The following is a 26,172-nucleotide window of genomic DNA, read 5'->3' as shown; positions in this document are numbered from 1 at the left end:
GACGTAGGGCATGCTGGTCAACATGGTGATCGACGGGATCGACGTGCCGGAGGACGGCACGGAACCGGTCGACCGCATCGGAGAGCTGCTGCTGCGGGTCGCGGCCGGCGATCAGGCAGCATTCGCGCGCGTCTACGACCTGCTCTCGCCGCGCGTCTTCGGTCTGATCCTGCGGGTTCTCGTCGACCGGGCGCAGAGCGAGGAGGTGCTGCAGGAGGTCTTCCTCGAGGTGTGGCAATCCGCATCGCGGTTCGCTCCGAACAGAGGTCAGGGGAGATCGTGGGTGCTCACGATCGCGCACCGCCGGGCTGTGGACCGTGTGCGCGCCTCGCAGTCGAGCACGGATCGCGACGTGCGTGCCGGATTCCGCGACCTCGGCGTAGCCCATGACGAGGTGGCGGAACAGGTCGAGCTGCGCATCGAGGGGGAGAGGGTGGCGACCGCACTGTCGGCACTGCCGGACCCCCAGAAGGAAGCGCTGACCCTCGCGTATTACGGGGGTTACAGTCAGAGCGAGATCGCGGCCCTGGTGGGAGCACCGCTGGGGACGATCAAGACGAGGATGCGGGACGGCCTGTCCCGCCTGAGAGCAGAGATGGGGGTGACCGCGTGATGAACGAGGAGGAGTTCGCCGAGCTCGCCGCAGGCGCTGCGCTGAACGCGCTGTCACCCGCCGATCGCGAGGCGTTCGAGGCCGCCCGCCGCCGGCACCCCGAGTGGGAGGAGCGGGTGGACGCGGACACCGCGACCGCCGCCGCCCTCGCCGACACCGTCGCCGATGCCGTGCCCCCGCTGACGCTGCGCTCGACGCTGCTGTCGCGGGTCGCTGCGACCCCTCAGCTGCCGGCCATGGACGCCTCGGCCGCCGCGGTCGCCGAACCGGTCGCCGCCTGGCCGGAGAGCAGCGATCAGCCGGTCCCGGAGCCGCCCCCCGCCACCGCGGTCATCCAGGCGGTCTCACGGCGCCGGTGGACCCGCGGCATCGTCGCGCTCGCCGCCTCGCTGGTGCTGCTCGTCGCCCTCGGGCTCGGCGCGGCCATGATCAACGACTATCTGAACCGGCCCGCAGACGTCGTCGCGCTTCAGCAGATCGAGGATGCCCCCGACGCGCAGTCGGCCACGGTCGAGGTCACCGACGGCGGCACCGCGACCGCGCACTGGTCGGAATCGGTCGGCAAGGTCGTGCTCGTCTCACAGGGCCTCCCGCAGATCGCCGACGACGAGAGCTTCGAGCTCTGGTTCGTTCGCGACGAAGGCCCGGTCTCGGCGGGCACTTTCGACTCCACCGACGGTGAGGCGACGGCATTGCTCGACGGTGCGATGGAGCCGGGCGACGTCATCGCGGTGACGATCGAGCCGCAGGGCGGGTCGCCCACCGGCGAGCCGTCGACGGACCCGATCGTGACGATCCCGACGGCCTGACCCGGGAGCCGAACCGCGGGCAGGCGTCATCCCGGTAGCGTGAAGTCCGTGGTTTCCGCTCCGCAGACGACCCAGACCCTCGCCCACCTGCGCCGCGCGCGCGACCTCATCGATCGCGACTACGCCGAGCCCCTCGACGTGCCGACGATGGCGACCAAGGCCCTGATGTCGCCCGCGCATTTCTCGCGCGAGTTCAAGGCCGCCTACGGCGAGACCCCGTATGCGTACCTGATGACGCGGCGGATCGAGCGTGCCATGGCCCTGCTCCGCGAGGGTGTCTCGGTGACGGATGCCTGCACCGCCGTCGGTGCGACATCGCTCGGCTCGTTCAGTTCGACGTTCTCCGAGATCGTGGGGGAGACCCCGAGCTCATACCGCTCGCGCCCGCACGACGCCGCCGAGGCGATGCCGCTGTGCGTCGCGAAGATCCTCACGCGACCGACTCGGTACGTCTGACGCGAAGCGGCTCGGCGCGGAGCCCGAGTCGCGGCTCGTGAACCGAGCAGGATCGGAGAAGCGCGTGTTCGCGCGGGATCGTAGCGTGGCAGGCATGACGAACATCGCCCTGGCTTACAGCCCCATCACCGTCGACGATGTCGACGCCGCCATCCCCTTCTACCGCGACGCTCTCGGCCTCGAGGTCGTCAACGACGTCTCGTACGACGGCCACCGCTGGGTGAGCTTCGGCTTCCCCGGTCAGCCCGGCCTGTCGCTCGTCGTGTCCGACCCATCCGCCGGCCGTTCGCCGGACGACGGTGAGTCGCTCCAGCGACTGGTCGTGAAGGGTTCCGGCCCCGGACCCTACGTCTTCACGACCAGCGACCTCGACGCGACGTTCGAGAAGCTGCGCGCCTTCGGCGCGGAGGTGCTCCAGGAGCCCAAGGAGCAGGGCTGGGGGCCGCGCGACTGTGCGTTCCGCGACCCCGCCGGCAACCACATCCGCATCAACCAGGTCTGAGCGCCGGGTCATGTGCCTGCCCTGGGCAGCCGCGATGCAGCGCGAGCCGGTGCTCGTGGCGGCGAGTAGCCTGGACGGAATGAGCGATTCGTCCAGGGAGTTCCACAAGCCCGTCCGTCGCCCGGCCGAGGTCTTCGACCGGGCGTTTGCGGCCGAGGACCCGGCTGAGGTCTCGCGCGTCGCGCACACCACCGCGCACGCCCTGCTCGCCAGGGTCCGCGCCGACCCGGACGGCCGCGTCGTCGACCGGCTCGTCTCGTTCACCGACGAGCACGGCATCGACGACCTGGCCGAGCTGTGGTCGCGCTCGCCCGCGAAGACGCTGCCCGGCGCGCTGTGGCGGCTGTACCTCGTGCAGCTCATGATCCACGACGACCCGCGCACGGCCGCGCTCCTCTACGAGCGCGGCCGTGCCGAGCTCGCCTCCGTCGACGATGTCGTGGCCGGCGCGCCGTCGCCTGCCGGTCCCGACGAGCTCGTCGCGCTGGTCGACACCATTCTGCGCGGGCTCTTCGAGGGCGACTTCGCCGTCGCCCTCGACCGCGCTGCAGCCTTCTGCCGCGTCGAGGCATCGGGTGCCACGCACCTCGCCGACGATTACGAGACGACCGAGCCCGACCGCGCATCGGCGTTCACCACGCGGGCGCTGCGCCTCTCGGACTACGGGGCCGACCTGTCGGCTTGCGCCGCCCTCTGGCGCCGCGACGCCCTGACCTGACGCCGGCTGCGCCCGGGTACAAGAGTGCCGGGCCGCCGAACGCCGCAGCGCTGATTCCGCTGCGCGGGAGAGGCGTTCCCGCTCGATGGGCCGTGCGCATCGCCCGGGTACGAGAGTGCCGGGCCGCAGAACGCCTCTCGGCGCGGAGCCGCTCGCAGCGGCAGAAGATGGAGCCCGGGGTTACTGCGGCCCGGCCGATCCAGTGTAACCGAGACGAGGGGCGTGGCATTCCCGAACGCTTAGGCTCGGGGGCATGGCACTGCTCTTCGCGCTCGTCATCGACCCGGCGAAATCCGACGATCCTCGCTCGGATTTCGCCGACACCTTCCGAGTCATCGACCCGTCGGCGCCGGCGCTGAGCGTCGGCGAGCTGAGCACGCAGCGTGGGGACGGCATCTTCGAGTCGATCGGCGTCGTCGACGGACACCCGCAGGAGACGCAGGCCCACCTCGAGCGGCTCGCGCACTCCGCGCGCATCTGCGACCTTGCGGCTCCCCACCTCGAGCAGTGGCGGCGGGCCGTCGACGCCGCCGCCCAGCACGCGCCGCGCCAGGGGGAGGGCGTGATCAAGCTCATCCTGAGCCGCGGCGTCGAGCACGGCCCCGCACCGACGGCGTGGGTGACGGTGGCGGCCGCCGCCGACAACACCGCCGTGCGCGAGCACGGCATCCGGGTCGTCACGCTCGATCGCGGCTACGGCATCGACACCCCTGCGAAGGCGCCCTGGCTGCTGCTCGGCGCCAAGACCCTGTCGTACGCGGTCAACATGGCCGCGATCCGCGAGGCGAAGCGCCGAGGGGCCGACGACGCCGTCTTCGTCACCTCGGACGGCTTCGTGCTCGAGGCGCCCACCGCCTCGCTCATCCTGCGCATCGACGGCCGTTTCGTCACGCCCGCGCCGAACGGCGGCATCCTCCACGGCACGACGCAGCTGAGCCTCTTCGCCCACCTCGAGGAGCAGGGGCACGACACCGGCTACGCCACGCTCCCGACGAGCGCTCTGACGGACGCGGATGCCGCGTGGCTGGTGTCGAGCGTGCGTCTGGCGGCGCCCATCACGGCGATCGACGACGTCCCGGTGCCGGTGGATGCCGAGCTCACGGCATCCTTCAACCGCTATCTGCTCAGCCCGCGCGACTGAGCCCGCACGACTGAGCCCGACCGACGACGAAGCCCCCGCCGATCGGCGAGGGCTTCGTGCAGCGATCGGGCGGTTCAGCCGAATCGACCGGAGACGTAGTCCTCGGTCGCCTGCACCGACGGAGTCGTGAAGATCGACCGCGTGTCGTTGTACTCGATGAGCTTGCCGGGCTTGCCCGTGCCCGCGATGTTGAAGAAGGCGGTCTTGTCGCTCACCCGTGACGCCTGCTGCATGTTGTGCGTCACGATGACGACCGTGTAGTCGTTCTTGAGCTCGCCGATCAGCTCCTCGATCGCGTACGTCGAGATCGGGTCGAGGGCGGAGCAGGGCTCGTCCATGAGGATCACCTCGGGCGAGACGGCGATGGCGCGTGCGATGCACAAGCGCTGCTGCTGGCCGCCCGACAAGCCCGATCCGGGCTTGTCGAGGCGGTCCTTGACCTCGTTCCACAGGTTCGCGCCGCGGAGCGACTTCTCGACGAGAGCATCCGAGTCGGACTTCGACATCTTCTTGTTGTTGAGCTTGACGCCCGCCAGCACGTTCTCCTTGATCGACATCGTGGGGAACGGGTTGGGGCGCTGGAACACCATGCCGACCTGGCGGCGCACGAGCACCGGGTCGACGTTGGCGCCGTAGAGGTTGTTGCCGTCGAGCAGCACCTCGCCCTCGACGCGGGCGCCGGGGATCACTTCGTGCATGCGGTTGAGCGTGCGCAGGAACGTCGACTTGCCGCAGCCCGACGGGCCGATGAAGGCGGTGACGCTGCGCGGCTCGATGCCGAGCGAGACGCCTTCGACGGCCTTGAAGTCGCCGTAGTAGACGTTGAGGTCGTTGACTTCGATGCTCTTGGACATGATTCCTGTCAGTGCTTTCGGGTGGAGGCTCAGCGGCCCAGCTTGGGGGAGAACACCTTCGCGACGAGGCGCGCGATGAGGTTGAGGAGCATCACGATGACGATGAGGACGAGAGCGCAGGCCCACGCGCGGTCGATGTAGGCCTGGGCCGGAATGCCCTGGTTCATGTACTGCGAGTAGGCCATGACCGGCAGGGTCATCATGCGGCCCTGGAAGAGGTTGTAGTTCATCGAGGTCGCGACGCCCGCCGTCAGCAGCAGCGGGGCGGTCTCGCCGATCACGCGGGAGATCGAGAGCATGACGCCGGTGGTGATGCCGGCGAGCGAGGTCGGCAGGACGATCTTCGCGATCGTGCGCCACTTGGGCACGCCGAGCGCGTACGACGCTTCGCGGAGCTCGTTCGGCACGAGGCGCAGCATCTCCTCCGTCGAACGCACGACGACCGGGATCATCAGCACCGACAGCGCGACCGAGCCCATGATGCCCATGCGGATGCCGGGACCGAGGAACAGAGCGAACAGGGCGTAGGCGAACAGACCGGCGACGATCGACGGGATGCCGGTCATGACGTCGACGAGGAACGTGATGCCGCGGCTCAGGCGTCCGCCGCGGCCGTACTCGACGAGGTAGATGGCCGTGAAGATGCCGATCGGGATCGAGATGACGGCGGCGGCGAGCGTGATGAGGACGGTGCCCACGATCGCGTGGAGCGCGCCGCCTCCTTCGCCCACGACGTTGCGCATCGAGGAGGAGAAGAACTCGGCCGAGATGCCGGCGACGCCGTTCACGACGACCGTGATCGCCACCGAGACGAGGGGGACCATGGCGATGAGGAACGCGATCGTCACGACGCCGGTCACCAGGCGATCCATGCCCTTGCGGCGGCCCTCGACGAGGGACGAGATCGTCGTGATCAGCGCGAGGTACACCAGTGCAGCCACGACCGCCCAGCCGGCGACGTTGAAGCCTTCCCCGGAGCCCATCGCGACGATCGCGAACAGGATGGCGCTGATGACGAGGCTGCCGACGAGGATGGCCCACGGCGCCCACGAGGGGAGGTGGCCGCTGGTCAGCCGCGGGGTCTCGCGCACGGGCGCCGACTCCGGAGCCTGGGGAGGAGCGGTCGTCACGGTCATGTCAGTTCGCTCCCGAGAATTCCTTGCGGCGGCTGACGATCCATCGGGCGATGGCGTTGACCGCGAAGGTGACGATGAAGAGGATGAGGCCGGTGGCGATGAGGACGTTGATGTTCACGCCGTACGCCTCGGGGAAGGTCAGGGCGATGTTCGCGGGGATCGTGCCGGGGTTCTCTGCCGTGAACAGCTGGAAGGTCACCACGTTCGCGACGGAGAGCACCATGGCGACCGCCATCGTCTCGCCGAGTGCGCGCCCGAGGCCCAGCATCGAGGCCGAGACGATGCCGCTGCGGCCGAACGGGAAGACGGCCATCTTGATCATCTCCCACCGCGTGGCGCCGAGTGCGAGCGCGGCCTCCTCGTGGAGCACGGGCGTCTGCAGGAAGATCTCGCGGCAGATCGCGGTGATGATCGGGACGACCATCACCGCGAGGACGATCGCGGCGGTGAAGATGGTGCGGCCGGTGCTGGAGACCGTGCCGCTGAAGAGCGGAAACCATCCCATGTTGGCGTTGAGCCATGCGTAGATCGGCTGAACGGCGGGGGCGAGCACCAGGATGCCCCACAGGCCGAAGACCACCGACGGAACGGCGGCGAGGAGGTCCACCACGTAGCCGAGCCCCTGGGCCAGTCGACGGGGTGCGTAGTGCGAGATGAAGAGGGCGACCGAGACCGCCAGCGGGACGGCCATGAGAAGCGCCAGGAAGGAGGCCCACACGGTGCCGAAGGCGAGCGGCCAGACGTACTCCCAGAAGTTTCCCGAAAGGATGCTGGCGGTGTTCGACGTGGCGGTCAGACCGGGAACGGACTGGATGACGAGGAAGATGGCGACCGCCGCCAGCGTGACGAGGATCATCACGCCGGCGCCGAGCGCGGTTCCCGAGAACCAGCGGTCGCCCGGCCGCTGCTTGACCTTGCCCGAGGCGGGGGCGGTCGTGGTGGTCATGGTGTCCTTCTGGATTCAGGTTCTCAGGGTGACACCCGGCCCGATCGTCACGACCGGGCCGGGTATCGGGGCCTTACTGGGTGACGATCAGGTCGATCGCGGCGTTGACCTGCTCACGCAGCGAGTCCGAGATCGGCGCGCTGCCGGCCGCGGCGGCGGCCGCGTCCTGGCCCTCGGCGCTCGCGACGTACTGGAGGTAGCCCTTGACGATCGGCGCCACGGCTGCGTCGGCGTACTCCTGGCACGCGATCATGTAGCTGACGAGCACGATCGGGTAGACGCCCGCGACGTCGGAGGTGCGGTGCAGCTCGATGGCGAGGTCGCCCTCGCCGCGGCCCTCTTCGAACGGCGACTCGTCGACGATGGCGGCGGCCGCCTCCGGCGAGTACTCGACGAACTCGTCGCCGACCTTCACCGCGGCGGTCGAGAGGCCTTCCTCAGCGGCACGCGACGCGTCGGCGTAGCCGATGGTGCCGTTGCCGCCCGCGACGGCGGAGACGACGCCCGAGGTGCCCTGTGCGGCCTCACCGCTGGACAGCGGCCAGACGCCGTCGGCTTCGTTCGTCCACACGTCGCCGGCCGCCTGGTAGAGGTAGTCGGTGAAGTTCTCGGTCGTGCCCGAGTCGTCGGCGCGGTGCACCGGCGTCACGGCCAGGTCGGGGAACGTCACGTCGGGGTTGAGCGCGGCGATCGCCGGGTCGTTCCAGTTGGTGATGGTGCCGGCGAACAGGCCGGCCATGGTCGCCGCGTCCAGGTTGAGCGAGTCGACGCCCTCGACGTTGAAGATGACGGCGATCGGCGAGATGTACGTCGGCAGCTCGATGATGCCCGAGTCCTCGACACAGCCGTCGAACGGACCGGCCTCGATCTCCTCGACCTTGAACGCGCGGTCGGAGCCGGCGAACGGGAAGGCTCCGGCCTGGAACGACTCGCGACCGGCGCCCGAGCCCGACGGGTCGTAGGTGATCGTCACGTCGGGGTTGGCGGTCTGGAAGCCGGCGGTCCATGCCTGGACGGCGACCTCCTGAGCCGAGGAGCCGCCGCCTGCGATCTCGCCGGAGAGGTTCGACTCGGGTGCGTCGGTGGTCGCGGCGGAGGGGGTCTCGTTGGAAGCGCAGCCGGCGAGGGCGAGGGCCGCGACTGCGGCGACAGCGCCCACCTGGGCGATGCGAGAGATCTTCACTGTGTGAATCCTTCACGTGTCAGGGAAAGAGGCCCGGGAAGGCCTTCGGGTTCGAACCCGGTGCGGGGTTCGTTCTGAAACGTAGGCTCGGACTCTTAAGAGAGTGCGCTGCGCGGGTGAACGGAAGGTGAACGGGATGCCGACATCCATGCGTCGGCATCGAGATCGCCAGGTGTCCGGCTGCGGAATTCCGCGGCATCCGGGGGCTGCTGTTCACTCACCCGGCTGAGGCGCGCGCGTCAGACCTTCGGGATGTGGGTCTCGATGGCCACGATGCCCGAGCCGGGATTGTCCACCGACATGTGCACGACCGAGAAGGCTGCCGGCTCGAGCGCCGAGGCGCTGCCCAGGTACGACCCGCGCAGCGTGCCCGTCGCGAGTGCGAGCTCACTGAGGATGTCGGGCAGCACGGGCCCATGGCTGCACACCACGGAGGGCTTGCGTGCGCGCACGCGTTCGCCGACGACGGTGCGCGCGTCGGACTTGCCTTCCTCCCACGCGTCCTGGCCGATCAGTTTGGTGGTGTCGATCTTGCGGCCGAGTGCGGCCGACAGCGGCGCGACCGTCTTGACGCAGCGAACGGCAGGGCTCGACACGATCTTGCGGACGCCGAATGCGAGCAGAGGGCCGACGATCGAGTCGGCCTGCTTCCGACCGCGCGCCCCGAGCGGACGTGCCGCGTCCTTGCCGTCCCACTCCTCGCGGGCCACCGCCTTGGCGTGCCGCAGAGCGACGATGGGGAAGGTGCGCAGCACCCCCTCGTCGATCAGGCGGACGAAGTACTCCAGGATCTCGGCATCGACGGGATAGCTGAGCCGGCGAAGGGCCTTCTTCGGCGAGACCCATTCGATCGCGGCGATCTCCTTGTTGGGGATGAATGCGGAGGCGCGGATCGCCGGCTCCGTCGCCTCTGCCGCCCAATAATGCACGATCTTGGTGCGCTTGCTGGGCAGTCGATAGCGAGAGACGCCGACGGGCACGCCGAGGGCGACACGGATGCCGGTCTCTTCGTGGATCTCGCGGACGGCCGTCTCGGCGAGCATCTCACCGGGGTCGACCTTGCCCTTGGGCAGCGTCACATCGCGATACTTCGTGCGGTGGATCAGGAGCACGCGCAGCTTGCCGTCGACGACACGCCAGACGACGCCCCCGGCCGCGTAGACGGCCGTCTCGGTCATCGCACCGCCCGTGCCCGCCGCCGGCGCTGCACGTTGGTCATGGTCCGGTCCTGCAGGTCCAGGAGCAGCTTGCCGTCCTCGCCCACGTTGTGGCGCACCCATTCGCCGTCGGGCCCGAGATGCCACGAGCTGGTGGTGTCGCTCATCGACAGCGTGAAGAGGTCGTTGAGCTCCTTGACGTGGGCGGGTGCCGACACCCGCACGAGCGCCTCGACCCGCCGGTCGAGGTTGCGGTGCATCATGTCGGCGCTGCCGATGTACACCACCCGGTCACCGTCGTTGTGGAAGGCGAAGATGCGCGAGTGCTCCAGGTAGCGGCCGAGGATGGAGCGGACCGTGATGTTCTCGCTCATGCCCTCGACGCCCGGCTTCAGCGAGCAGATGCCGCGTACCCACACCTCGACCTTCACACCGGCCTGACTGGCCCGGTAGAGCGCGTCGATGATCTGCTCGTCGACCATCGAGTTGACCTTGATGCGCACGCTCGCGGGCTTGCCGGCGAGCGCGTTGCGGCGCTCCTTGTCGATGAGCCGCAGCAGACCCTTGCGAAGGTGGAGTGGTGCGACCAGGAGGCGCTTGAACTTCTTCTCGATCGCGTAACCGCTCAGCTCGTTGAACAGGCGGGTGAGGTCGCGGCCCACGACGTCGTCGGCCGTGAAGAGGCCGAAGTCCTCGTACACCCGGCTGGTCTTGGGGTTGTAGTTGCCCGTGCCGACGTGGCTGTAGCTGCGCAGTACGCCGTTCTCCTCGCGGATCACGAGCGCCAGCTTGCAGTGGGTCTTCAGGCCCACCAGGCCGTACACGACGTGAACGCCCGCCTTCTCGAGCTTGCGCGCCCAGACGATGTTGTTCGCCTCGTCGAAGCGCGCCTTGATCTCGACGAGGGCCAGCACCTGCTTGCCGGCCTCGGCGGCGTCGATGAGGGCCTCCACGATAGGGCTGTCGCCCGACGTGCGGTAGAGGGTCTGCTTGATGGCGAGGACGTGCGGATCCTTCGCCGCCTGCTCGAGGAACGCCTGGACGCTGGTCGCGAAGGACTCGTACGGGTGGTGCACGAGCACGTCGCCCTTGCGGATGGACGCGAAGATGTCGGGCCGCTCGTTGTTGTCGCCGGGCTGGAAGGCGACAGCGGTCGTCGGCAGGTGCGGCGTGAAGCGCAGGTCGGGACGATCGATGCGCAGATCGAAGAGTCCCCGCAGGTCGAGCGGGCCGGGGAGGCGGTAGACCTCCTGCTCGGTGACGTCGAGCTCCTTGACGAGGAGATCGAGCGTCACGTCGTCCATGTCGTCGGTGATCTCGAGCCGGATCGGCGGGCCGAAGCGGCGTCGCAGCAGCTCGGCCTCGAGCGCCTGGATGAGGTTCTCGGTCTCGTCCTCCTCGATCGCGACGTCTTCGTTGCGCGTGAGGCGGAACGCGTGGTGGTCCAGCACCTCCATGCCTGGGAAGAGGTCGTCGAGGTGGTTGGAGATGAGGTCCTCGAGCGGCAGGTAGCGCACCGTCCCCGCAGCCGCGGGCAGCTCGACGAACCGGGGGAGCATCGGCGGCACCTTCAGGCGCGCGAACTCCTGCCGGCCGGTTCGGGCGCTGCGGATGCGGATCGCGAGGTTCAGCGACAGCCCCGAGATGTAGGGGAACGGGTGTGCCGGGTCGACCGCGAGCGGCATCAGGACGGGGAAGACCTGCGCCTGGAAGTAGTCGTACAGCCGCGCACGCTCGTCCTCGTCGAGGGTGTCGTAGGAGACGATCTGGATCCCGGCGTCGGCGAGCGCCGGCTTGACGAGCGACGTCCACGCCTCGGCGTGGCGCAACTGCAGGCGGCGGACCTCCGCCGAGATGTCCGCGAGCACGTCGGCGGGGGAGCGCCCGATGTTCGTCGGCAGCGCCAGACCGGTGACGATGCGGCGCTTGAGGCCTGCGACGCGCACCATGAAGAATTCGTCGAGGTTGTTCGCGAAGATCGCCAGGAAGTTCGCGCGCTCCAGCGTGGGCAGGTTCGGATCTTCGGCGAGTTCGAGCACGCGCTGGTTGAATGCGAGCCAGCTGAGCTCGCGGTCCAGGTAGCGATGGTCGGGAAGCTGCGAGTCGAAGACCTCCGAGAGGTCGAAGTCGTCGTCGTCCGCATCGCCCAGGCCGGCGTCGAGCACCTCGGGTTCGATCATCCCCTCATCATTGCAGGGTCACGTGACGAGAGTGTGAACGGCGGGACGGATGCCGCGGGTCGGGCCCGGTCGCCCCTAGGCCTGGGTGCGCTCGCGAGGTGCGGGCTCGGGCTCGTCCTCGTACACGTTGAAGCGGTAGCCCACATTGCGGACCGTGCCGATGAGCTGCTCCATGTCGCCGAGCTTGGCGCGCAGCCGCCGGACGTGCACATCCACCGTGCGGGTGCCGCCGAAGTAGTCGTAGCCCCAGACCTCGCTCAGCAGCTGCTCGCGCGTGAACACCCGCGACGGGTGGGTGGCGAAGAAGTGCAGGAGCTGGAACTCCTTGTAGGTGAGGTCGAGCGGCCGGCCGTGCACCTTGGCCGAGTACGACGACTCGTCGATCGTGATGCCCGACGTCTGGATACGGGTCGACACCTGCTCGGCCGACTGGCGTCCGACCGCCAGCCGGATGCGCGCGTCCACCTCGGCGGGACCCGCCGTGAAGAGGATCACGTCGTCGACGCCCCAGTCCGGTGAGACGGCGGTGAGACCGCCCTCCGTGACGATCAGCAGGAGCGGGGCGTCCAGACCCGTCGTGTTGAGGATCTTGCACAGCGACTTCGCTCCGACGAGGTCCACACGGGCGTCGACGAAGATGATGTCGGCGCTGGGCGCGTTGACCAGCTGGGCGGGCTCGGCGGGGATCAGGCGCACGCGGTGGCTCAGCAACTCGAGCGAGGGCAGCACGGGGCCGCCTCCGTGAGTGGAACTGAGAACCAGGAGCTGTGCCAATGGATCGCCTTCCCGGCGCGTGGGGGCGCGCCGCGAACCCCAGTGTAGGGCGTGGGCGGGAGACGGTCCGCTCTCATGACCATCGTCGACGCCATCGGGACGCGTGCGCCGAGCGACCCGATGGGCGATGATGGAGCCGTGGCCGTCCCAGAACTCGCCCCTCGTCGCACCTTCGGAGGCATCGTCGCCGTATGGGTGCTGGCGGCGCTGATCGCGATCGTGGTCGGTATCTTCGCGACGCCGGACTGGCGCGCGGCCTGGCTGGGCGTCGGGTTGGGCGGATGCCTCATCGTGGCGTTCGCCACCCAGCTCTGGTCGGGCCGCTCGCAGGGCTTCACCGAGCGGGTGGCGGCGAGCGTCCTCGGTGCGGCGCTGGTGATGGGCGTCATCAGTCTCGGCTTCGGTCTGGCCGCCCTCGTTCCCGGTTAGACTCGGTCTCATGGATCTCGTCGCGCTCGAACTGTTCTTCGTGGGCCTGCTCGGTCTGGCGTCGCTCGCGATCGTCTTCGTCTCCGCGGTCGTCGTCAAGAACCTGTACCGCGGCCAGCGCTGACGGGTCGCGTCGTGCTCGAGATTCCGACCGACCTTCCCGCAGAGCTCGTGCCGCTGTCGTGGCTCATCGGCGTGTGGGAGGGCACCGGCGTCATCGATTACGGTGACCACGCCTACACGGGCGAGTTCACGCACCGCGTGAGCTTCAGCCACGACGGCGGCGACTACCTGAACTACTCCGCCGAGGCGTGGCTGCACGACGCCGACGATCCCGAGGCGCGCACGCGGCTGGTGGCCGAGCTCGGCTACTGGCGTCTCGCCCTCTCCGCGACCGATGCGGATGCCGGACCCGGCCTGCTGCCGGCCGTCTCGGCTCCGGTCGCACGGACCGCCGACGACATCGAGGGGGTGCGCAACGGCGACGGCGGGTTCGACCTCGAGGTGGCGCTCGTGCACGCCGACGGCGTGAGCGAGCTGTACCTCGGCCAGATCAAGGGCCCCCGCATCGACATCGCCACGGACGCCGTGGTGCGTCCTGCCAGCGCCAAGGCCTACGCAGCGGCGACGCGCATGTACGGCCTCGTCGACGGCCATCTGCTGTGGGCGTGGGACATCGCCGCACTCGGCTTCGAACTCGGCGCGCATGCCTCAGCCCGCCTCGCCAAGCTGGAATGAGCGCGGTGGAATGAGCGATCCCCGAAATGAGCAGGCCCTTCATGAGCAGAGTGATCGATGACTGACCCGTTCGCCGCCGTCCCCGGCGCCGTCGTCGACGACGCCGGTCTGCAGCACGTGGGCAGCCCCCTCGTCGAGCAGCGCCGTCTCGCCGCCGGCGCCGCGATCGCGCCGCGCCGCGACCGCGCGGTCATCGCGGTACCCGGTGAGGACCGCCTGACCTGGCTCGACTCGCTGTCGTCGCAGGCGCTGGCGCGCCTTCAACCCGGCGTGAGCACCGAGCTGCTCATCCTCGACCCGCAAGGACACGTCGAGCATGCGGCATCCGTCCTCGATGACGGCGAGACCACCTGGCTCATCGCCGATCGGGCCGACGTCGACGGCCTGTTCGACTGGCTGCGCAAGATGCGCTTCCGGCTGCGTGTCGCCCCGCGCATCGCCGACGACGAGTATGCCGTCGTCGGTGGCACCGCGGCCGCGCTCGAGCGCATCTCGCCCGCCACGCCGTCGGGGGTGCCGCTGGTGTGGCGCGACCCGTGGCCGTCCGTCGCGCCCGGCGGGCATGCGTACGCCCCGGTCGACCCGCATCCGGGTGCCGACCGCGACTGGGCCGAAGCGATCGTGACGCGTGACGAGGAGCAGCGGATCGCGAATGCCGCGGCCGCCGGCGATCTCGAGCTCGCCGGGCTCGCGGCGGTCGATGCGCTCCGCGTCGCCGCGTGGCGCCCGCGCTGGACGGCCGACGTCGACGAGCGCGCTCTGCCGCATGAGCTGGACTGGCTGCGCACCGCCGTCCACCTCGACAAGGGGTGCTACCGCGGCCAGGAGACCATCGCGAAGGTGCACAATCTCGGCCACCCGCCGCGACGACTCGTGGCACTGCAGCTCGACGGCTCGGACAGCGTCCTGCCCGAGCACGGCGCGGCCGTGCGGATCGGCGACGACGCGGTCGGCATCGTGACGTCGGCCGCACTGCACTACGAGGAGGGGCCCATCGCCCTGGCGGTCGTGCGCCGCACCACACCCGTCGACGCGCCGCTCACGGTGGACACCGCCGACGGCCCCATCGCCGCAGCGCAAGAGGTCGTGGTGCCGCCCGACGCCGGCGCCACGGCGAACGTTCCCCGGATCACCCGGCTGTCCCGCCGCGCGGCAGCGCAGTAGGAGCGGCAGCGGTGAGCGGCGACGGCGACACCGCCGCGATCACCCAGACCGTGCCCACGGGCTGGCGCGCCCGGCTCGATGTGCGGCCGCAGCTGGCGCGCGTCCGCGGATCCGCGATCGCGATCGTGCAGATCACGGTGGCCGCGACCGCCGCGTGGGCGTTCGCGCACTACGTGGTGGGGCATCCGGCACCGCTGCTCGCGGCGACCGTGACGATCTCGAGCCTCGGTCTCGTGCGCGACGCCCGTCCTCGCCGCGTGCTCGAGACGGTCGTCGGGATGCTGGTGGGCATCCTCGTCGCCGAGGGGTTCGTCGTGGTCGTCGGGCCGGGGTGGTGGCAGCTCGCCCTCGCGCTCGGTGTCACGCTGCTCGTCGCCCGGTTCCTGTCGCCGTACCCGCCGTTCGCGATCATGGCCGGCATCCAGGCGTCGATCGTGATGTCACTGCCGGCGTCGCAGCCGTTCTCTCGACTCATCGACGGGATCGTGGGCGGTGTGGCCGCGCTCGTCGTGACCGCGCTCATCCCGCGCAACCCCCGCAGCGAGGAGGCGCGCGACGGGCACGCCGTGTTCGCGGCGGCCGATGCCGCCGCGCGCACCATCGTGCAGGCGCTCCGCCGCGGCGATGCGCTGCGGGCGACGAGAGGACTCGAGAAGGCCCGGGCGATCGGCCCCCGGATCGACGAATGGCGTGCGTCCCTGGAGTCAGGGCTCGCGGTCGCCGGGTTCTCGCCCTGGCTGCGCCCCCAGCGCGCCGAGCTGCGGCGCCATCAGACCGTGCTGCAGGCCATGGACTTCGCCACCCGCAATCTTCGCGTGGTCGCGCGCCGCGCGGTGTACCTGTGCGACGACGGCCAGCGCCGTCCCGTTCCGGCGGAGCTCCTGGCCGAACTGATGCGGGGCGCCTCCCTCGTCGGCGAGAGCCTCGACGACATCTCGTTCCAACCCGCGGCGCAGGAGGCGGTGCGGGCGGTGGCGATCCGCCTCGATCCCGCGCAGATCCTGCCCGACGGGTCGCCGGGCGAGCAGTACCTCATCACCGCGCTGCGGCCGCTCGCGGTCGACCTGCTCACCGCGACCGGTATGCCGTCGGCCGAAGCGCGCGCCCTGCTGCCGCGGCTGTGAGACTCGGGCGTCACAGCGGCGCGACGGCCTCCCACGGGACGGTGACTTCGCCCAGCCGCCACCGGGAGCGTTCGAGGATCGGCCATCCGCCGTCGACGAGCGCCGACAGCGCCGTGCGCCAGCGATGCACCGGACCGAAAGGCGAGACGCTCGCCGCGCGCTCCCACTCGGCGTCGAGAGCAGCCAGGAACGCGTGCACACGCTCGCCGGGCACGTTCCGGTGGATGAGGGCCTTCGGAAGCCGCTCCGCGGCGATGGACGGATGCTGCAGCCCGGCCAGTCGCAGTGACACCGTGAGGGCGCGGGGCGCCGCGTCGGGGCCGATCGCCGCCCAGGTCGCTATCCGTCCGATCTCGTCGCACGTTCCCTCGACGAGAAGCCCGTCGGAGGCGAGACGACCGGCCATCGTCGCCCAGGCCTCGGCGACCTCGGCCTCCTCGTACTGACGCAGGACGTTGAACGCCCGCACGACGGCGGGCCGGCGGCCACTGGCCACCGGCACCTCGAACCCGCCGCGTGCGAACGAGACGCGGGCGCCCGGTGGGAACGACGTGTCGCCGCTGCGTACCTGCGCGAGCTGCGCGCGGGCGCGGGCCACGCGCGCGGGATCGATCTCGAGACCCAGCACTTCGACGTCCGGGCGCACGCGCGCGAGCCGGGAGTGCAGCTCCAGCGCGGTGACGCCGCTCGCGCCGTAGCCGAGGTCGACCACGAGCGGGTCGGAGGCCCGGCGCAGGGCGGGCTGCCGTGCGATCCAGCGATCCACGCGCCGCAGCCGGTTGGTCCCGGTCGTGCCGCGCGTGATCTGCCCGACCGGTGCCCGCGCCATCCCCCCATGATGCCAGGCCGCCGCGATGGGCAGCTGACGGTCTCGCCCGCCGACACAGCGCCGGGGCGGGCGTCATCGCCCGGATATCATGGGGCGCATGACCGCGCCCTATACGCTGATCCTCCTCCGTCACGGCCAGAGCGAGTGGAACAAGACCAACCAGTTCACGGGCTGGGTCGACGTCCGCCTCACCGACCAGGGCAAGGCCGAGGCCGCGCGCGGCGGCGAGCTGCTCGCCGAGTCCGGCGTCCTGCCCGATGTCCTCCACACCTCGGTGCTGAGCCGCGCCATCCAGACCGCCGACATCGCCCTCGACGCGGCCGACCGCCTCTGGATCCCGGTGAAGCGCTCGTGGCGCCTGAACGAGCGGCACTACGGCGCCCTGCAGGGCAAGGACAAGGCGCAGACCCTCGAGGAGTTCGGCAACGAGCAGTTCATGCTGTGGCGCCGTTCGTTCGACGTGCCGCCGCCGCCGCTTCCCGCCGACGACCAGTACAGCCAGGTCGGCGACCCGCGCTACGTGGGCATCGACGGCGAGGTGCCCGACACCGAGTCGCTCAAGATCGTGATCGACCGCATGCTGCCGTACTGGCACAGCGACATCGTCCCCGACCTGAGGGCCGGCAAGACCGTGCTCGTGACGGCGCACGGCAACTCGCTGCGCGGCCTGGTCAAGCACCTCGACGGCATCAGCGACGCCGACATCTCAGAGCTCAACATCCCCACCGGCATCCCGCTGGTGTACCGCCTCGACGAGAACCTCGAGCCGCTCAGCCCGGGGGAGTACCTCGACCCCGAGGCCGCCGCTGCCGGGGCCGCTGCGGTCGCCAACCAGGGCAAGGCCTGAGCCCAGACGCGCAGAAGAGCGGATGCCTCCCCCGGGAGACATCCGCTCTTCGTGTTTCTGCGGCGCGGTGGCGCCTGGCTACTGCGGGGTCACCACGTCGATGGTGTCGGTGCTCGTCGTCCAGTCGCCCGTCGACAGGTAGGCGACCTTCTTCGCCACCGAGACGGCGTGGTCGCCGAAGCGCTCGTGGTAGCGGCTGGCGAGCGTCGCGTCGACAGTGGCCGACGGGTCGCCCTGCCAGCTGTCGCTCAGCACCTTCTCGAACACCGAGACGTGCAGCTCGTCGAGCTTGTCGTCGGCGTTGCGGATCTCGTCGATGAGGTCGCCGTCCTGGGTGCGCAGCAGCTCGGTCAGCTGCCGCGCCGCCTCGACGTCGAGCTCGCCCATCTTCAGGAAGGTCGACTTCAGCCCCTTGGGGATGGCTCGCTCGGGGAAGCGCATGCGGGTGAGCTGGGCGATGTGCTCGGCGATGTCGCCCATCCGCTCGAGCGATGCGCTCATGCGCAGCGCGCTGACGACGATGCGCAGGTCGCGCGCCACCGGCTGCTGACGCGCGAGGATCTCGATGGCCAGCTCGTCGAGCTCGACGGCCTTCTCGTCGATGACCGCGTCGGCTTCGATGACCTCCTCCGCCAGGGCGACGTCGCTCGTGCCGAACGCGCGCGTCGCCTTGTCGATGGCGACCGTGACGAGTTCGGCGATCTCGACGAGACGCCCCTGCACGTCCTCGAGGGACTGGTGGAAGACTTCGCGCATTCCGACGCACCTTTCATGGGTTTCTGGGGAGAGGCTCGGCCCCGCGCCCCGCCGATTGTCGCCAGGGAAGGTTAACGGATGGTGCCTCCGCGGTGAACAGTACCCGGCCGATGCCGCGTCCCTCCCGTTCCCGTCGGATCCCACCATGAGCGTGGCTCTACGCTGGTCGCATGGACACGACGCAGCTCGCGCTGCTCGCCCTCCTCGCGGGGATCATCATCGGCGGTTCGATCTCCGCCGTCGTCGTCGCGGCGATGCGGGCGCGCGATCGTGCGCACGCGGAGATGTCGGTCGAGATCCCCGATGGCGTCCGCGGCGTACTCCACGGCATGGATGACGCCGCGCTCGTCGTCGACGCGTCGTTCACGGTCCTGGCCGCCTCCGCGGCAGCCGCCGCCTTCGACCTCGTGGAGGGCGGCACGCTCCCGAATGACGAGCTGCGCGCCTTGGTGCGCCGCGTGCGCACGAGCGACGCGGTCGCGACCGAGACCAGTGCCACCGAGACCATGCGCATGCGTCGCGGCGCCCCGCCGGCCGAACCCCGCCTGGTGGTCGTCCGGGCCTCGCGGATCTCGCCGCGCCTGACCCTGTTCGTGCTCCGCGACATCACCGAGCGCGAGCGCGTCGAAGAGATGCGCCGTGACTTCGTCGCCAACACGAGTCACGAGCTCAAGACGCCGGTGGGTGCAGTGAGCCTGCTCGCCGAAGCCATCGAGTCGGCATCCGACGACCCGCCGCAGGTGCGGATCTTCGCGACGCGTCTGCAGGCAGAGGCGAACCGGCTCGCACTGCTGACCTCGCGCATCATGAACCTCTCGCGCCTGCAGGCCTCGAACGAGCTGCCGCAGCGGGACGTCTCGATCGACGAGGTCATCGCCTCCGCGCTCGACGCGCATGCCATACAGGCCGATTCGGCCGGCGTCGAGGTGGTGCGAGGCGGCGCCCGCGGCCTCTACGTCCACGGCGACGCGCAGATCCTGAGCGAGGCCGTCGGCAATCTCATCGCGAACGCCATCGCCTATTCGCCCCGCGGCTCGAGCGTGGGGGTCGGGATCAAGGCCGTGGACCGCGTCGTCGAGATCGCCGTGACCGACCGCGGCATCGGGATCGCCGAGGGCGAGCAGGACCGCGTGTTCGAGCGCTTCTACCGCGCTGATCCGGCACGAGCGCGCCGCACCGGCGGCAGCGGCCTCGGGCTCTCCATCGTCAAGCATGCGGTGCAGCGGCACGGCGGCGAGGTGCGGCTGTGGTCGCGCCCCGGCCGCGGGTCGACGTTCACCATCCGGCTGCCGCAGATCGACGCCCCCGACATCGAGCCCGCACTCAAGCGCGGACGCAAGAAGAAGCGGCCGACCGCTGCCTCCGCCGGGGCCGCCGGCGCCGGCGTCGGAGCGGCCTCCACCGGCGCCGGCGCGACCGCCCCCCGAACCACCGTCGGCCCTGCTGCCGGCAAGAACCTCGCCTCCGGCAGGAATGGAGACCCCGCATGACCCGCGTCTTGATCGTCGAGGACGAGCCCGATCTCGCCGACCCGCTCGCCTACCTCCTGCGTCGCGAGGGGTACGACGTCGAGATCGCCGAGGACGGCCCGGCGGCCCTCGCCTCGTTCCGGGAGCGCGGTGCCGACATCGTCCTGCTCGACCTCATGCTGCCCGGGATGCCGGGGACCGAGGTGTGCCGGCAGATCCGGACCACCTCGGCGGTGCCGATCATCATGCTGACGGCCAAGGACTCCGAGGTCGACATCGTCGTGGGGCTCGAGCTCGGCGCGGACGACTACGTCACCAAGCCGTACTCGGCCCGTGAGCTGCTGGCGCGCATGCGTGCCGTGCTGCGGCGCTTCTCGCAGATCGACGCCGACCTCGAGGATCGCGTGCTCGAGGGCGGCCGCGTGGTGCTCGACATCGACCGGCACACCGTGGCGGTCGAGGGCGGCGAGATCAACATGCCGCTCAAGGAATTCGAGCTGCTCGAGGTGCTGATGCGCAACGCCGGCCGGGTGCTCACGCGCGGGCAGCTCATCGACCGCGTGTGGGGGAGCGACTACTTCGGCGACACGAAGACGCTCGACGTGCACATCAAGCGGATCCGTTCGCGCATCGAGCGGAACCCGGGATCCCCCGAGATGCTGGTCACCGTCCGTGGCCTCGGCTACCGCTTCGAGGGCTGAGCGGGGCCGACGCACGAAGAGGGCGCCCCGACCGGGGCGCCCTCTTCGTCGTTCGTGCGACGCGTCCGCTCAGGGAGCGAGCGCGGAGAGGTAGTCGAGCGAGCCGTCGAGGACCGGCACGGAGACCAGCGTGCCCTCGGCGTCGCCCGACTGGAAGAAGGTGGTGACGTCGGTGCCGGGCAGCGCGTCGAGCTCTTCGATCAGCAGCGGCTCGTCCTCTTCGGAGCCGAGGCTCACCGTCGTGTTGGCGGGCACACGCACCGTCAGTGCGACGCCGTCCTCGCCGATCTCGACGTTGAGGGTGTGCGAGTCGTCGGTGCGGTTGATGATCGCGGCGACGAAGTTGCCCTCGGAGCCGTCCTCGTTCGCCACGATGAGGGCGTTGCGCACCTCGAGGGGGCCGGAGCCGTGGACATTCGTGCCCTCGGCGGCCGAGTAGCCGATCGTGGTCGCCTGGGGCGAGATCATGCTGCACCCGGTGGCGGTGAGGACCAGAGCACCGCCGACGGCCAGCGAGGCGATCAGCCGGCGGTTGCGGGTGCCGAGTGCCGCCGCGGATCGTCCGCGCGTAGAACCGCTGCGGCGGTGTATCGAGATCACGGATCCTCCTAGACGGATGACGGTTCTCCAGCATTCTAGGGGCTCGCCGCCGACCGCGCGGAGCGCCGCGGCGGCCGATGCCCGGTGGGGGATGTGTCACCGCCCGGCCGGTGGGGCGGAGAACCTTAGCGTATTTCTCCTGTGGTATCCTGGAGGTTGCCGAAAGGACATAACTCCATGCTTTTTGAGGTTGGCGAGACGGTCGTCTACCCCCACCACGGGGCGGCAACGATCATCGAGGTCAAAGACCGGATCATCAAGGGCGAGACGAAGAAGTACCTGAAGCTCAACGTCACGCAGGGTGATCTCATCATCGAAGTCCCCGCAGAGAACGTCGACTTGGTCGGCGTCCGAGATGTCATCGGCAAGGAGGGTCTCGACAAGGTCTTCGAGGTGCTGCGCGCTCCCTTCACAGAGGAGCCGACCAACTGGTCGCGCCGCTACAAGGCCAACCTCGAGAAGCTCGCCTCCGGTGACGTCATCAAGGTCAGTGAGGTCGTGCGCGACCTCTGGCGCCGCGATCAGGACCGCGGCCTGTCGGCCGGAGAGAAGCGGATGCTCGCCAAGGCGAAGCAGATCCTGATCTCCGAGCTGGCGCTCGCTGAGAAGACGGACGAGGAGAAGGCGAGCGTCCTCCTCGACGAGGTCCTCGCAAGCTGAGACTCCCAGAACGGCGCCCCACGGGGCGCCGTTCTGCTGTGTGCGCCGTCTCGTGGCGGACGCCCTGCGCGGCGCCCGAGGTCGATCGCGATAGCGTGATCGGGTGAGCATCACCCCCGTGCCGCGCATCGGCATCGTCGTCGTGGCCGCAGGTTCCGGCACCCGCCTCGGAGCGGGCGCGCCGAAGGCGTTCGTCGGCATCGACGGCGGCAGCATCCTGCGCCACGCGCTCGCGGGCGTGTTCGCCGCACCGGTCGCGCAGGTCGTCATCGTCGCACCCGTCGGGCGCGAGGGCGATGCGTGGAGCGAGGCGCTGGCGACGGCAGGCGAACGCCGTGATCTCGTCTCGGTGGTCCCCGGCGGCGAGACCCGCCAGGCCTCCGTGTCAGCCGGGCTCGACGCCCTCTGGGCGGACGTCGAGATCGTCCTCGTGCACGACGCGGCCCGTGCCCTGACCCCGTCCGAGGTGTTCGAACGCGTCGTCGCCGCCATCGATGCCGGGGCGGCCGGCGCGATCCCGGTGCTCCCGGTGATCGACACCATCAAGCGGGTCGTGGCGGACGAGATCGTCGCCGTCGTCGACCGTGCCGAGCTCGCCGCCGCGCAGACCCCGCAGGGATTCCGTCGTGACGTGCTCGACGCGGCATATGCCGCGGCTCGTGCCGAATTCACGGACGACGCCGCTCTCGTCGCCGAGGCCGGTCATGCCGTCGCGGCCGTGCCGGGGCATCCGCTCGCCTTCAAGATCACGACCGCCGCCGACCTCGACCGTGCCCGCCATCTGCTCACCGCGCCCGCCCCGCACGCTGCCGCGCACCTGGAGAACCCGCACCCGATCCCTCGCGTCGGCGTCGGCACGGACGTGCACGCCTTCGGCGGCGACGGCACGCTGTGGCTCGCCGGCCTCGAATGGCCCGGCGAGGCACCGCTCTCGGGACACTCCGATGGCGATGCCGTGGCCCACGCCATCGTCGACGCGCTGCTCTCCGCCGCGGGCCTGGGCGACATCGGCACGCACTTCGGCACCGATCACCCGGAGTACGCAGGCGCGCACGCGGACGTGTTCCTCAGCCGCACGGTCGCCCTCCTGGGCGAGGCGGGGTGGCGTGTGGGGAACGTTTCGGTGCAGGTGCAGGCGAACCGCCCCCGGTTCTCGAGCCGCCGTGCCGAGGCCGAGCGGGCGCTGTCGGCCGCGCTCGGGGGAGCACCCGTGGCGGTGTCGGCGACGACCACTGATGGGCTCGGGTTCACGGGGCGCACCGAAGGGGTTTCGGTCTTCGCCGTCGCCGTCGTGGTCCCCGCCTGACGCGACCTGGCGGCCAGCGCGACCGGGCCGTCAGAGCGAGCGCGTCATGAAGATCGAGAACGGATCGACCGCGTAGCCCTCGAACGGCCCGCACAGCACGAAGCCCTCGCTCTCGTACAGCCGCTGCGCCGGTGCGAAGTCGGCGGTCGTGCCGGTCTCGAGCCACAGGCTCGACATGCCCCGCCGTCGTGCCTCATCGACGATGTGGCGGAGCACCGCGCGCCCGACCCCGCTGCCGCGGAACCGGTCGTCGACCCGCATCGACTTGATCTCACCGCGGTCGGCATCCATCGCCTTGAGCGCACCGACACCTGCGAGCTCGCCGTCGATCCACGCCGACCACACGGAGAGCGACGGATGCCGCAGCGCGTCGATGTCGAGCGCGTGCACGCTCTCCGCCGGAGAGGTGTCGTGCATGCCCGCCAGATGGAACGCGATGAGGCGCCGTGTGGCCTCGCCGCTCAGGTCGTCGGTGCGGATCTCGATGGTGCGCTGCATGTCGCGGCCAGTGTGCCACGCCGCTGTTGCAGGCGTGTTTCGAGCGTCGTGGGGGGGTCAGGCCTCGACCGCGAACGGCGCGGGGTCGCGCGGCGCGCGCGAGCCCCAGGCGAGCAGCGCCAGGCCCGCTGCGAGCACGATCAGGCCGATGATCGCGAGCGCCGAGAGCCGCTCGCCGAGCACGACGATCCCGAGCACGCTCGCCGTGAGCGGTTCGCCCAGCGTGAGTGTCGCCGCGGTGGCGGCGGTCAGCCCGCTCAGGCCCCAGGTGAACAGGACGTAGGCGATCGAGATCGTCGCGAGCCCCAGCCACAGCGCCATCGCCAAGCCCGTCGGCGTGCCCAGCCACGCCAGGTCGACGAAGGGCAGCGCGCAGGCGCAGATGAGCGCCGAGCTCGCCCCCATGGCGCCCACGACCGTGAACGGATCCCACCCGTCGTCGAGCAGTCGCCGCTGCGCGTTGGCGATCACCGCGAAGGAGGCGCCGGCGCCCACGGAGCCGAGGAGCCCGAGTGGATCGGTCCCGCCGGCGGAGCCCGCTTCGCCGCCGAAGCCCAGCAGCACGACGCCGATCGTCGCGAGGGCGGTCGCCACCATCCACGTCGAGCTCGGCATCCGTCGTGTGAGCGCCCATTCCAGGAGGCCAGCGAGGATCGGGGCGGAGCCGAGCGCGACGACGGTGCCGACCGCCACGCCGTTGCGGCCGGTGCCGAGGAAGAAGAGCGGCTGGTACACCGAGATGCAGACGCCGGTGAGCACCATGAGGGCGAGAGGGCGGATGCCGCCCTTCGACGGTCTCAGCGACTGGAGGCTCTTCGCCGTGGCGTCCGGGCGCCGGCGGGCGTGGCGCGCAGCGAGGGTGAACGCGATGACGGCCAGACCGGCGCCGCCGATGACCATGCGCATGACGCCGATCGACAGCGGGGTCGTCCCGTCGGGGCCGAGAGCCTGCGACGTCCCGGTCGTGCCGAACAGCACGGCGGCGGCGAGGACGGCGAGGACATGCACCCTCCGTTTATATCCGCATCGTCGCCCTTCGACCGACATGCGCCACCCGGCTCCCAGGGGTCGCCGTGGCACCCGCCGGTAGGCTGGTGCGGTGACGGTTCAGTTGTATGACACCAAGGCGCAGGCCCTGCGCGACTTCGTGCCCCTCGACCCCGGAAACGTCACGATCTACGTCTGCGGCCCGACCGTGCAGTCGGGCCCCCACATCGGGCACCTCCGCGGCGCGCTGAGCTTCGACATCCTGCGGCGCTGGCTCGCCCACCGCTACGGCCGCGTCACGTTCGTCCGCAACGTCACCGACATCGACGACAAGGTGCTCGCGAACGCGAGCGACGGCGAGCCCTGGTGGGCGCTCGCCTACCGCATGGAGCTCGAGTTCACGCACGCGTACACGGCCATCGGCATCCTTCCTCCCACCTACGAGCCGCGCGCGACCGCCTCGATCCCGCAGATGCAGGAGCTGATCGCGCGGCTGATCGACGCGGGGCACGCGTACGCCGCCCCGTCGGCAGGCGCCGGCGCGGATGCCGCCGGCGACGTCTACTTCGACGTCCGGTCGTGGGCGTCGTACGGGTCGCTCACACGACAGAGCCTCGACGCGATGGAGCCCGCCTCGGACGCCGACCCGCGCGGCAAGCGCGACCCCCGGGACTTCGCGCTGTGGAAGGGCGCCAAGGCCGATGAGCCCGCAACGGCGAGGTGGGACTCGCCCTGGGGTGCCGGACGCCCCGGCTGGCACATCGAGTGCTCCGCGATGGCGCGGCGCTATCTCGGCAGCGAGTTCGACATCCACGGCGGTGGTCTGGACCTGCGCTTCCCGCACCACGAGAACGAGCTGGCGCAGTCGACGGCCGCCGGCGACGGATTCGCGCGCTACTGGGTGCACAACGGTCTCGTGACCGTGGGCGCGCAGAAGATGTCGAAGTCGCTGTTCAACTTCGTCCTCGCCGAGGACGTGCTGCGCGAACGCGACCCGCTCGTCGTGCGCTACGCCCTCGCCGCGGCGCACTACCGCTCGAGTCTCGACATCACCGGCTCGACGTTCGACGAGGCGGAGGCGGCGCTCGACCGCATCCGCACGTTCCTCGAGCGCGCGATCCGGACGCTCCGCGGCGCTGAGGACGTGCGCGTGGATGCCGCGGTCCCGGCCGCGTTCGCGGCAGCCCTCGACGACGACCTCGGCGTGCCCCAGGCGCTCGCCGTGCTGCACGAGGCCGTGCGCGACGGCAACTCGGCGCTCGACGCCGGCGACCGCGACGGCGCGCTGCGCGCGTTCGCCGACGTCGCGGTGATGACCGGGGTGCTCGGCATCGACCCCCTCGACCCGCACTGGCGCTCGACGGACGTCTCGGCCGAGGCAGCCGCGCTCGACGCCCTGGTGCAGACGATGATCGCGCAGCGCGCCGACGCGCGCGCGGCGAAGGACTGGGCGGCGGCCGACCGCATCCGCGATGCGATCGCGGCGGCCGGCATCGCCCTCGAAGACGGACCCGACGGAACGCATTGGAGTGTCGCCGACACGCCTCGCTCCGCGGAGAGCAACTGACGGGGCGGCGCCCCGCATGAAGGAGAAC

General features: G+C 70.5%; 28 protein-coding genes. 16 read left to right on the top strand and 12 right to left on the bottom strand.

Going from position 1 to position 26,172, the window contains the following annotated elements:
• The first annotated feature begins 10 nt into the window (after positions 1–10).
• The 6 genes from VIP82_RS21075 to VIP82_RS21050 all read left to right on the top strand — a co-directional run bounded on the left by VIP82_RS21075 (position 11) and on the right by VIP82_RS21050 (position 4,239).
• A complete protein-coding gene (locus VIP82_RS21075; protein WP_331912260.1) occupies positions 11–613 on the top strand; it encodes an ECF RNA polymerase sigma factor SigK in 603 nt (200 codons plus the stop codon).
• Positions 613–1,422 (top strand): anti-sigma factor, encoded by an 810-nt coding sequence (locus VIP82_RS21070; protein ID WP_331912327.1) that lies wholly within the window; start codon positions 613–615, stop codon positions 1,420–1,422. The genes VIP82_RS21075 and VIP82_RS21070 overlap by 1 nt, the downstream gene beginning before the upstream one ends.
• A 48-nt stretch (positions 1,423–1,470) precedes the next feature.
• Positions 1,471–1,878 carry a helix-turn-helix domain-containing protein gene (locus VIP82_RS21065; protein ID WP_331912258.1) on the top strand — a complete coding sequence of 136 codons (408 nt, stop codon included), beginning with the start codon at positions 1,471–1,473 and terminating at the stop codon, positions 1,876–1,878.
• 94 nt (positions 1,879–1,972) lie between these two features.
• Positions 1,973–2,380, top strand: a complete 408-nt coding sequence (locus VIP82_RS21060) for a VOC family protein (protein WP_331912256.1) — start codon at positions 1,973–1,975, stop codon at positions 2,378–2,380.
• Between the two features lie 79 nt (positions 2,381–2,459).
• Complete coding sequence (locus VIP82_RS21055) at positions 2,460–3,098, top strand: DNA-directed RNA polymerase subunit beta (RefSeq protein ID WP_331912254.1); 639 nt, start codon at positions 2,460–2,462, stop codon at positions 3,096–3,098.
• Positions 3,099–3,351: 253 nt separating this feature from the next.
• Entirely contained in the window at positions 3,352–4,239 is an 888-nt protein-coding gene (locus VIP82_RS21050; RefSeq protein ID WP_331912252.1) for an aminodeoxychorismate lyase, read from the top strand.
• Positions 4,240–4,313: 74 nt separating this feature from the next.
• Here the strand turns inward: VIP82_RS21050 and pstB are convergent, their stop codons facing one another.
• From pstB to VIP82_RS21015, 7 genes are all read right to left on the bottom strand, one after another.
• Complete coding sequence (gene pstB, locus VIP82_RS21045; RefSeq protein ID WP_331912250.1) at positions 4,314–5,093, bottom strand: phosphate ABC transporter ATP-binding protein PstB; 780 nt, start codon at positions 5,091–5,093, stop codon at positions 4,314–4,316.
• 29 nt (positions 5,094–5,122) lie between these two features.
• The gene (gene pstA, locus VIP82_RS21040) at positions 5,123–6,229 is read right to left on the bottom strand and encodes a phosphate ABC transporter permease PstA (RefSeq protein WP_331912248.1); all 1,107 of its coding nucleotides are present in this window, start codon (positions 6,227–6,229) and stop codon (positions 5,123–5,125) included.
• A gap of 1 nt (position 6,230) precedes the next feature.
• The gene (gene pstC / locus VIP82_RS21035) at positions 6,231–7,175 is read right to left on the bottom strand and encodes a phosphate ABC transporter permease subunit PstC (RefSeq protein WP_331912246.1); all 945 of its coding nucleotides are present in this window, start codon (positions 7,173–7,175) and stop codon (positions 6,231–6,233) included.
• A gap of 73 nt (positions 7,176–7,248) precedes the next feature.
• Entirely contained in the window at positions 7,249–8,358 is a 1,110-nt protein-coding gene (gene pstS, locus VIP82_RS21030; protein WP_331912244.1) for a phosphate ABC transporter substrate-binding protein PstS, read from the bottom strand.
• A gap of 239 nt (positions 8,359–8,597) precedes the next feature.
• A complete protein-coding gene (locus VIP82_RS21025; RefSeq protein ID WP_331912242.1) occupies positions 8,598–9,536 on the bottom strand; it encodes an NUDIX hydrolase in 939 nt (312 codons plus the stop codon).
• Positions 9,533–11,695, bottom strand: a complete 2,163-nt coding sequence (locus VIP82_RS21020; RefSeq protein WP_331912240.1) for an RNA degradosome polyphosphate kinase — start codon at positions 11,693–11,695, stop codon at positions 9,533–9,535. The genes VIP82_RS21025 and VIP82_RS21020 overlap by 4 nt, the downstream gene beginning before the upstream one ends.
• A 75-nt stretch (positions 11,696–11,770) precedes the next feature.
• Positions 11,771–12,469, bottom strand: a complete 699-nt coding sequence (locus VIP82_RS21015) for a response regulator transcription factor (RefSeq protein ID WP_308869924.1) — start codon at positions 12,467–12,469, stop codon at positions 11,771–11,773.
• Positions 12,470–12,607: 138 nt separating this feature from the next.
• Here VIP82_RS21015 and VIP82_RS21010 point away from each other — a divergent pair, with 138 nt between their 5' ends.
• From VIP82_RS21010 to VIP82_RS20995, 4 genes are all read left to right on the top strand, one after another.
• Positions 12,608–12,898, top strand: a complete 291-nt coding sequence (locus VIP82_RS21010; RefSeq protein ID WP_331912326.1) for a hypothetical protein — start codon at positions 12,608–12,610, stop codon at positions 12,896–12,898.
• A gap of 135 nt (positions 12,899–13,033) precedes the next feature.
• Entirely contained in the window at positions 13,034–13,636 is a 603-nt protein-coding gene (locus tag VIP82_RS21005) for a nitrobindin family protein (RefSeq protein WP_331912238.1), read from the top strand.
• A gap of 57 nt (positions 13,637–13,693) precedes the next feature.
• Positions 13,694–14,800 (top strand): CAF17-like 4Fe-4S cluster assembly/insertion protein YgfZ, encoded by a 1,107-nt coding sequence (gene ygfZ, locus VIP82_RS21000; RefSeq protein WP_331912236.1) that lies wholly within the window; start codon positions 13,694–13,696, stop codon positions 14,798–14,800.
• A gap of 11 nt (positions 14,801–14,811) precedes the next feature.
• Positions 14,812–15,924, top strand: a complete 1,113-nt coding sequence (locus tag VIP82_RS20995; RefSeq protein WP_331912234.1) for an FUSC family protein — start codon at positions 14,812–14,814, stop codon at positions 15,922–15,924.
• Between the two features lie 10 nt (positions 15,925–15,934).
• Here the strand turns inward: VIP82_RS20995 and VIP82_RS20990 are convergent, their stop codons facing one another.
• Positions 15,935–16,753: a class I SAM-dependent methyltransferase gene (locus VIP82_RS20990; protein ID WP_331912232.1), complete on the bottom strand. Its 819-nt coding sequence runs from the start codon at positions 16,751–16,753 to the stop codon at positions 15,935–15,937.
• A 97-nt stretch (positions 16,754–16,850) separates the two neighbouring features.
• On the opposite strand from VIP82_RS20990, the gene VIP82_RS20985 reads away from it, so the two are divergent.
• Positions 16,851–17,600, top strand: coding sequence for a phosphoglyceromutase (locus VIP82_RS20985; RefSeq protein ID WP_331912230.1), 750 nt, complete (start codon positions 16,851–16,853; stop codon positions 17,598–17,600).
• 78 nt (positions 17,601–17,678) lie between these two features.
• On the opposite strand, the gene phoU is transcribed toward VIP82_RS20985, so the two are convergent.
• Positions 17,679–18,356, bottom strand: coding sequence for a phosphate signaling complex protein PhoU (gene phoU / locus VIP82_RS20980; RefSeq protein ID WP_308869915.1), 678 nt, complete (start codon positions 18,354–18,356; stop codon positions 17,679–17,681).
• 170 nt (positions 18,357–18,526) lie between these two features.
• On the opposite strand from phoU, the gene VIP82_RS20975 reads away from it, so the two are divergent.
• Positions 18,527–19,846: a sensor histidine kinase gene (locus VIP82_RS20975; RefSeq protein ID WP_331912228.1), complete on the top strand. Its 1,320-nt coding sequence runs from the start codon at positions 18,527–18,529 to the stop codon at positions 19,844–19,846.
• On the top strand, positions 19,843–20,526 hold the full coding sequence (locus VIP82_RS20970) for a response regulator (RefSeq protein WP_308869912.1): 684 nt from the start codon (positions 19,843–19,845) through the stop codon (positions 20,524–20,526). Before VIP82_RS20975 ends, VIP82_RS20970 begins: the two co-directional genes overlap by 4 nt.
• A gap of 69 nt (positions 20,527–20,595) precedes the next feature.
• On the opposite strand, the gene VIP82_RS20965 is transcribed toward VIP82_RS20970, so the two are convergent.
• Entirely contained in the window at positions 20,596–21,126 is a 531-nt protein-coding gene (locus VIP82_RS20965) for a DNA modification methylase (RefSeq protein ID WP_331912226.1), read from the bottom strand.
• Positions 21,127–21,303: 177 nt separating this feature from the next.
• Here VIP82_RS20965 and VIP82_RS20960 point away from each other — a divergent pair, with 177 nt between their 5' ends.
• Positions 21,304–21,786 carry a CarD family transcriptional regulator gene (locus VIP82_RS20960; protein WP_045298114.1) on the top strand — a complete coding sequence of 161 codons (483 nt, stop codon included), beginning with the start codon at positions 21,304–21,306 and terminating at the stop codon, positions 21,784–21,786.
• 103 nt (positions 21,787–21,889) lie between these two features.
• Positions 21,890–23,092, top strand: coding sequence for a 2-C-methyl-D-erythritol 4-phosphate cytidylyltransferase (gene ispD / locus VIP82_RS20955; protein ID WP_331912224.1), 1,203 nt, complete (start codon positions 21,890–21,892; stop codon positions 23,090–23,092).
• A gap of 30 nt (positions 23,093–23,122) precedes the next feature.
• On the opposite strand, the gene VIP82_RS20950 is transcribed toward ispD, so the two are convergent.
• Both VIP82_RS20950 and VIP82_RS20945 read right to left on the bottom strand, forming a co-directional pair.
• On the bottom strand, positions 23,123–23,590 hold the full coding sequence (locus tag VIP82_RS20950) for a GNAT family N-acetyltransferase (RefSeq protein ID WP_331912222.1): 468 nt from the start codon (positions 23,588–23,590) through the stop codon (positions 23,123–23,125).
• A 57-nt stretch (positions 23,591–23,647) separates the two neighbouring features.
• Complete coding sequence (locus tag VIP82_RS20945; protein WP_331912220.1) at positions 23,648–24,598, bottom strand: DMT family transporter; 951 nt, start codon at positions 24,596–24,598, stop codon at positions 23,648–23,650.
• Between the two features lie 91 nt (positions 24,599–24,689).
• Between VIP82_RS20945 and cysS the strand changes: the two genes are divergently transcribed.
• Positions 24,690–26,144: a cysteine--tRNA ligase gene (gene cysS / locus VIP82_RS20940; RefSeq protein WP_331912218.1), complete on the top strand. Its 1,455-nt coding sequence runs from the start codon at positions 24,690–24,692 to the stop codon at positions 26,142–26,144.
• Positions 26,145–26,172: the final 28 nt, after the last annotated feature.

The sequence above is a fragment of the Microbacterium sp. genome, from assembly GCF_036566905.1.
In the GTDB taxonomy this organism is placed as follows: domain Bacteria; phylum Actinomycetota; class Actinomycetes; order Actinomycetales; family Microbacteriaceae; genus Microbacterium.
This window is presented reverse-complemented; position numbering and strand designations above follow the sequence as displayed.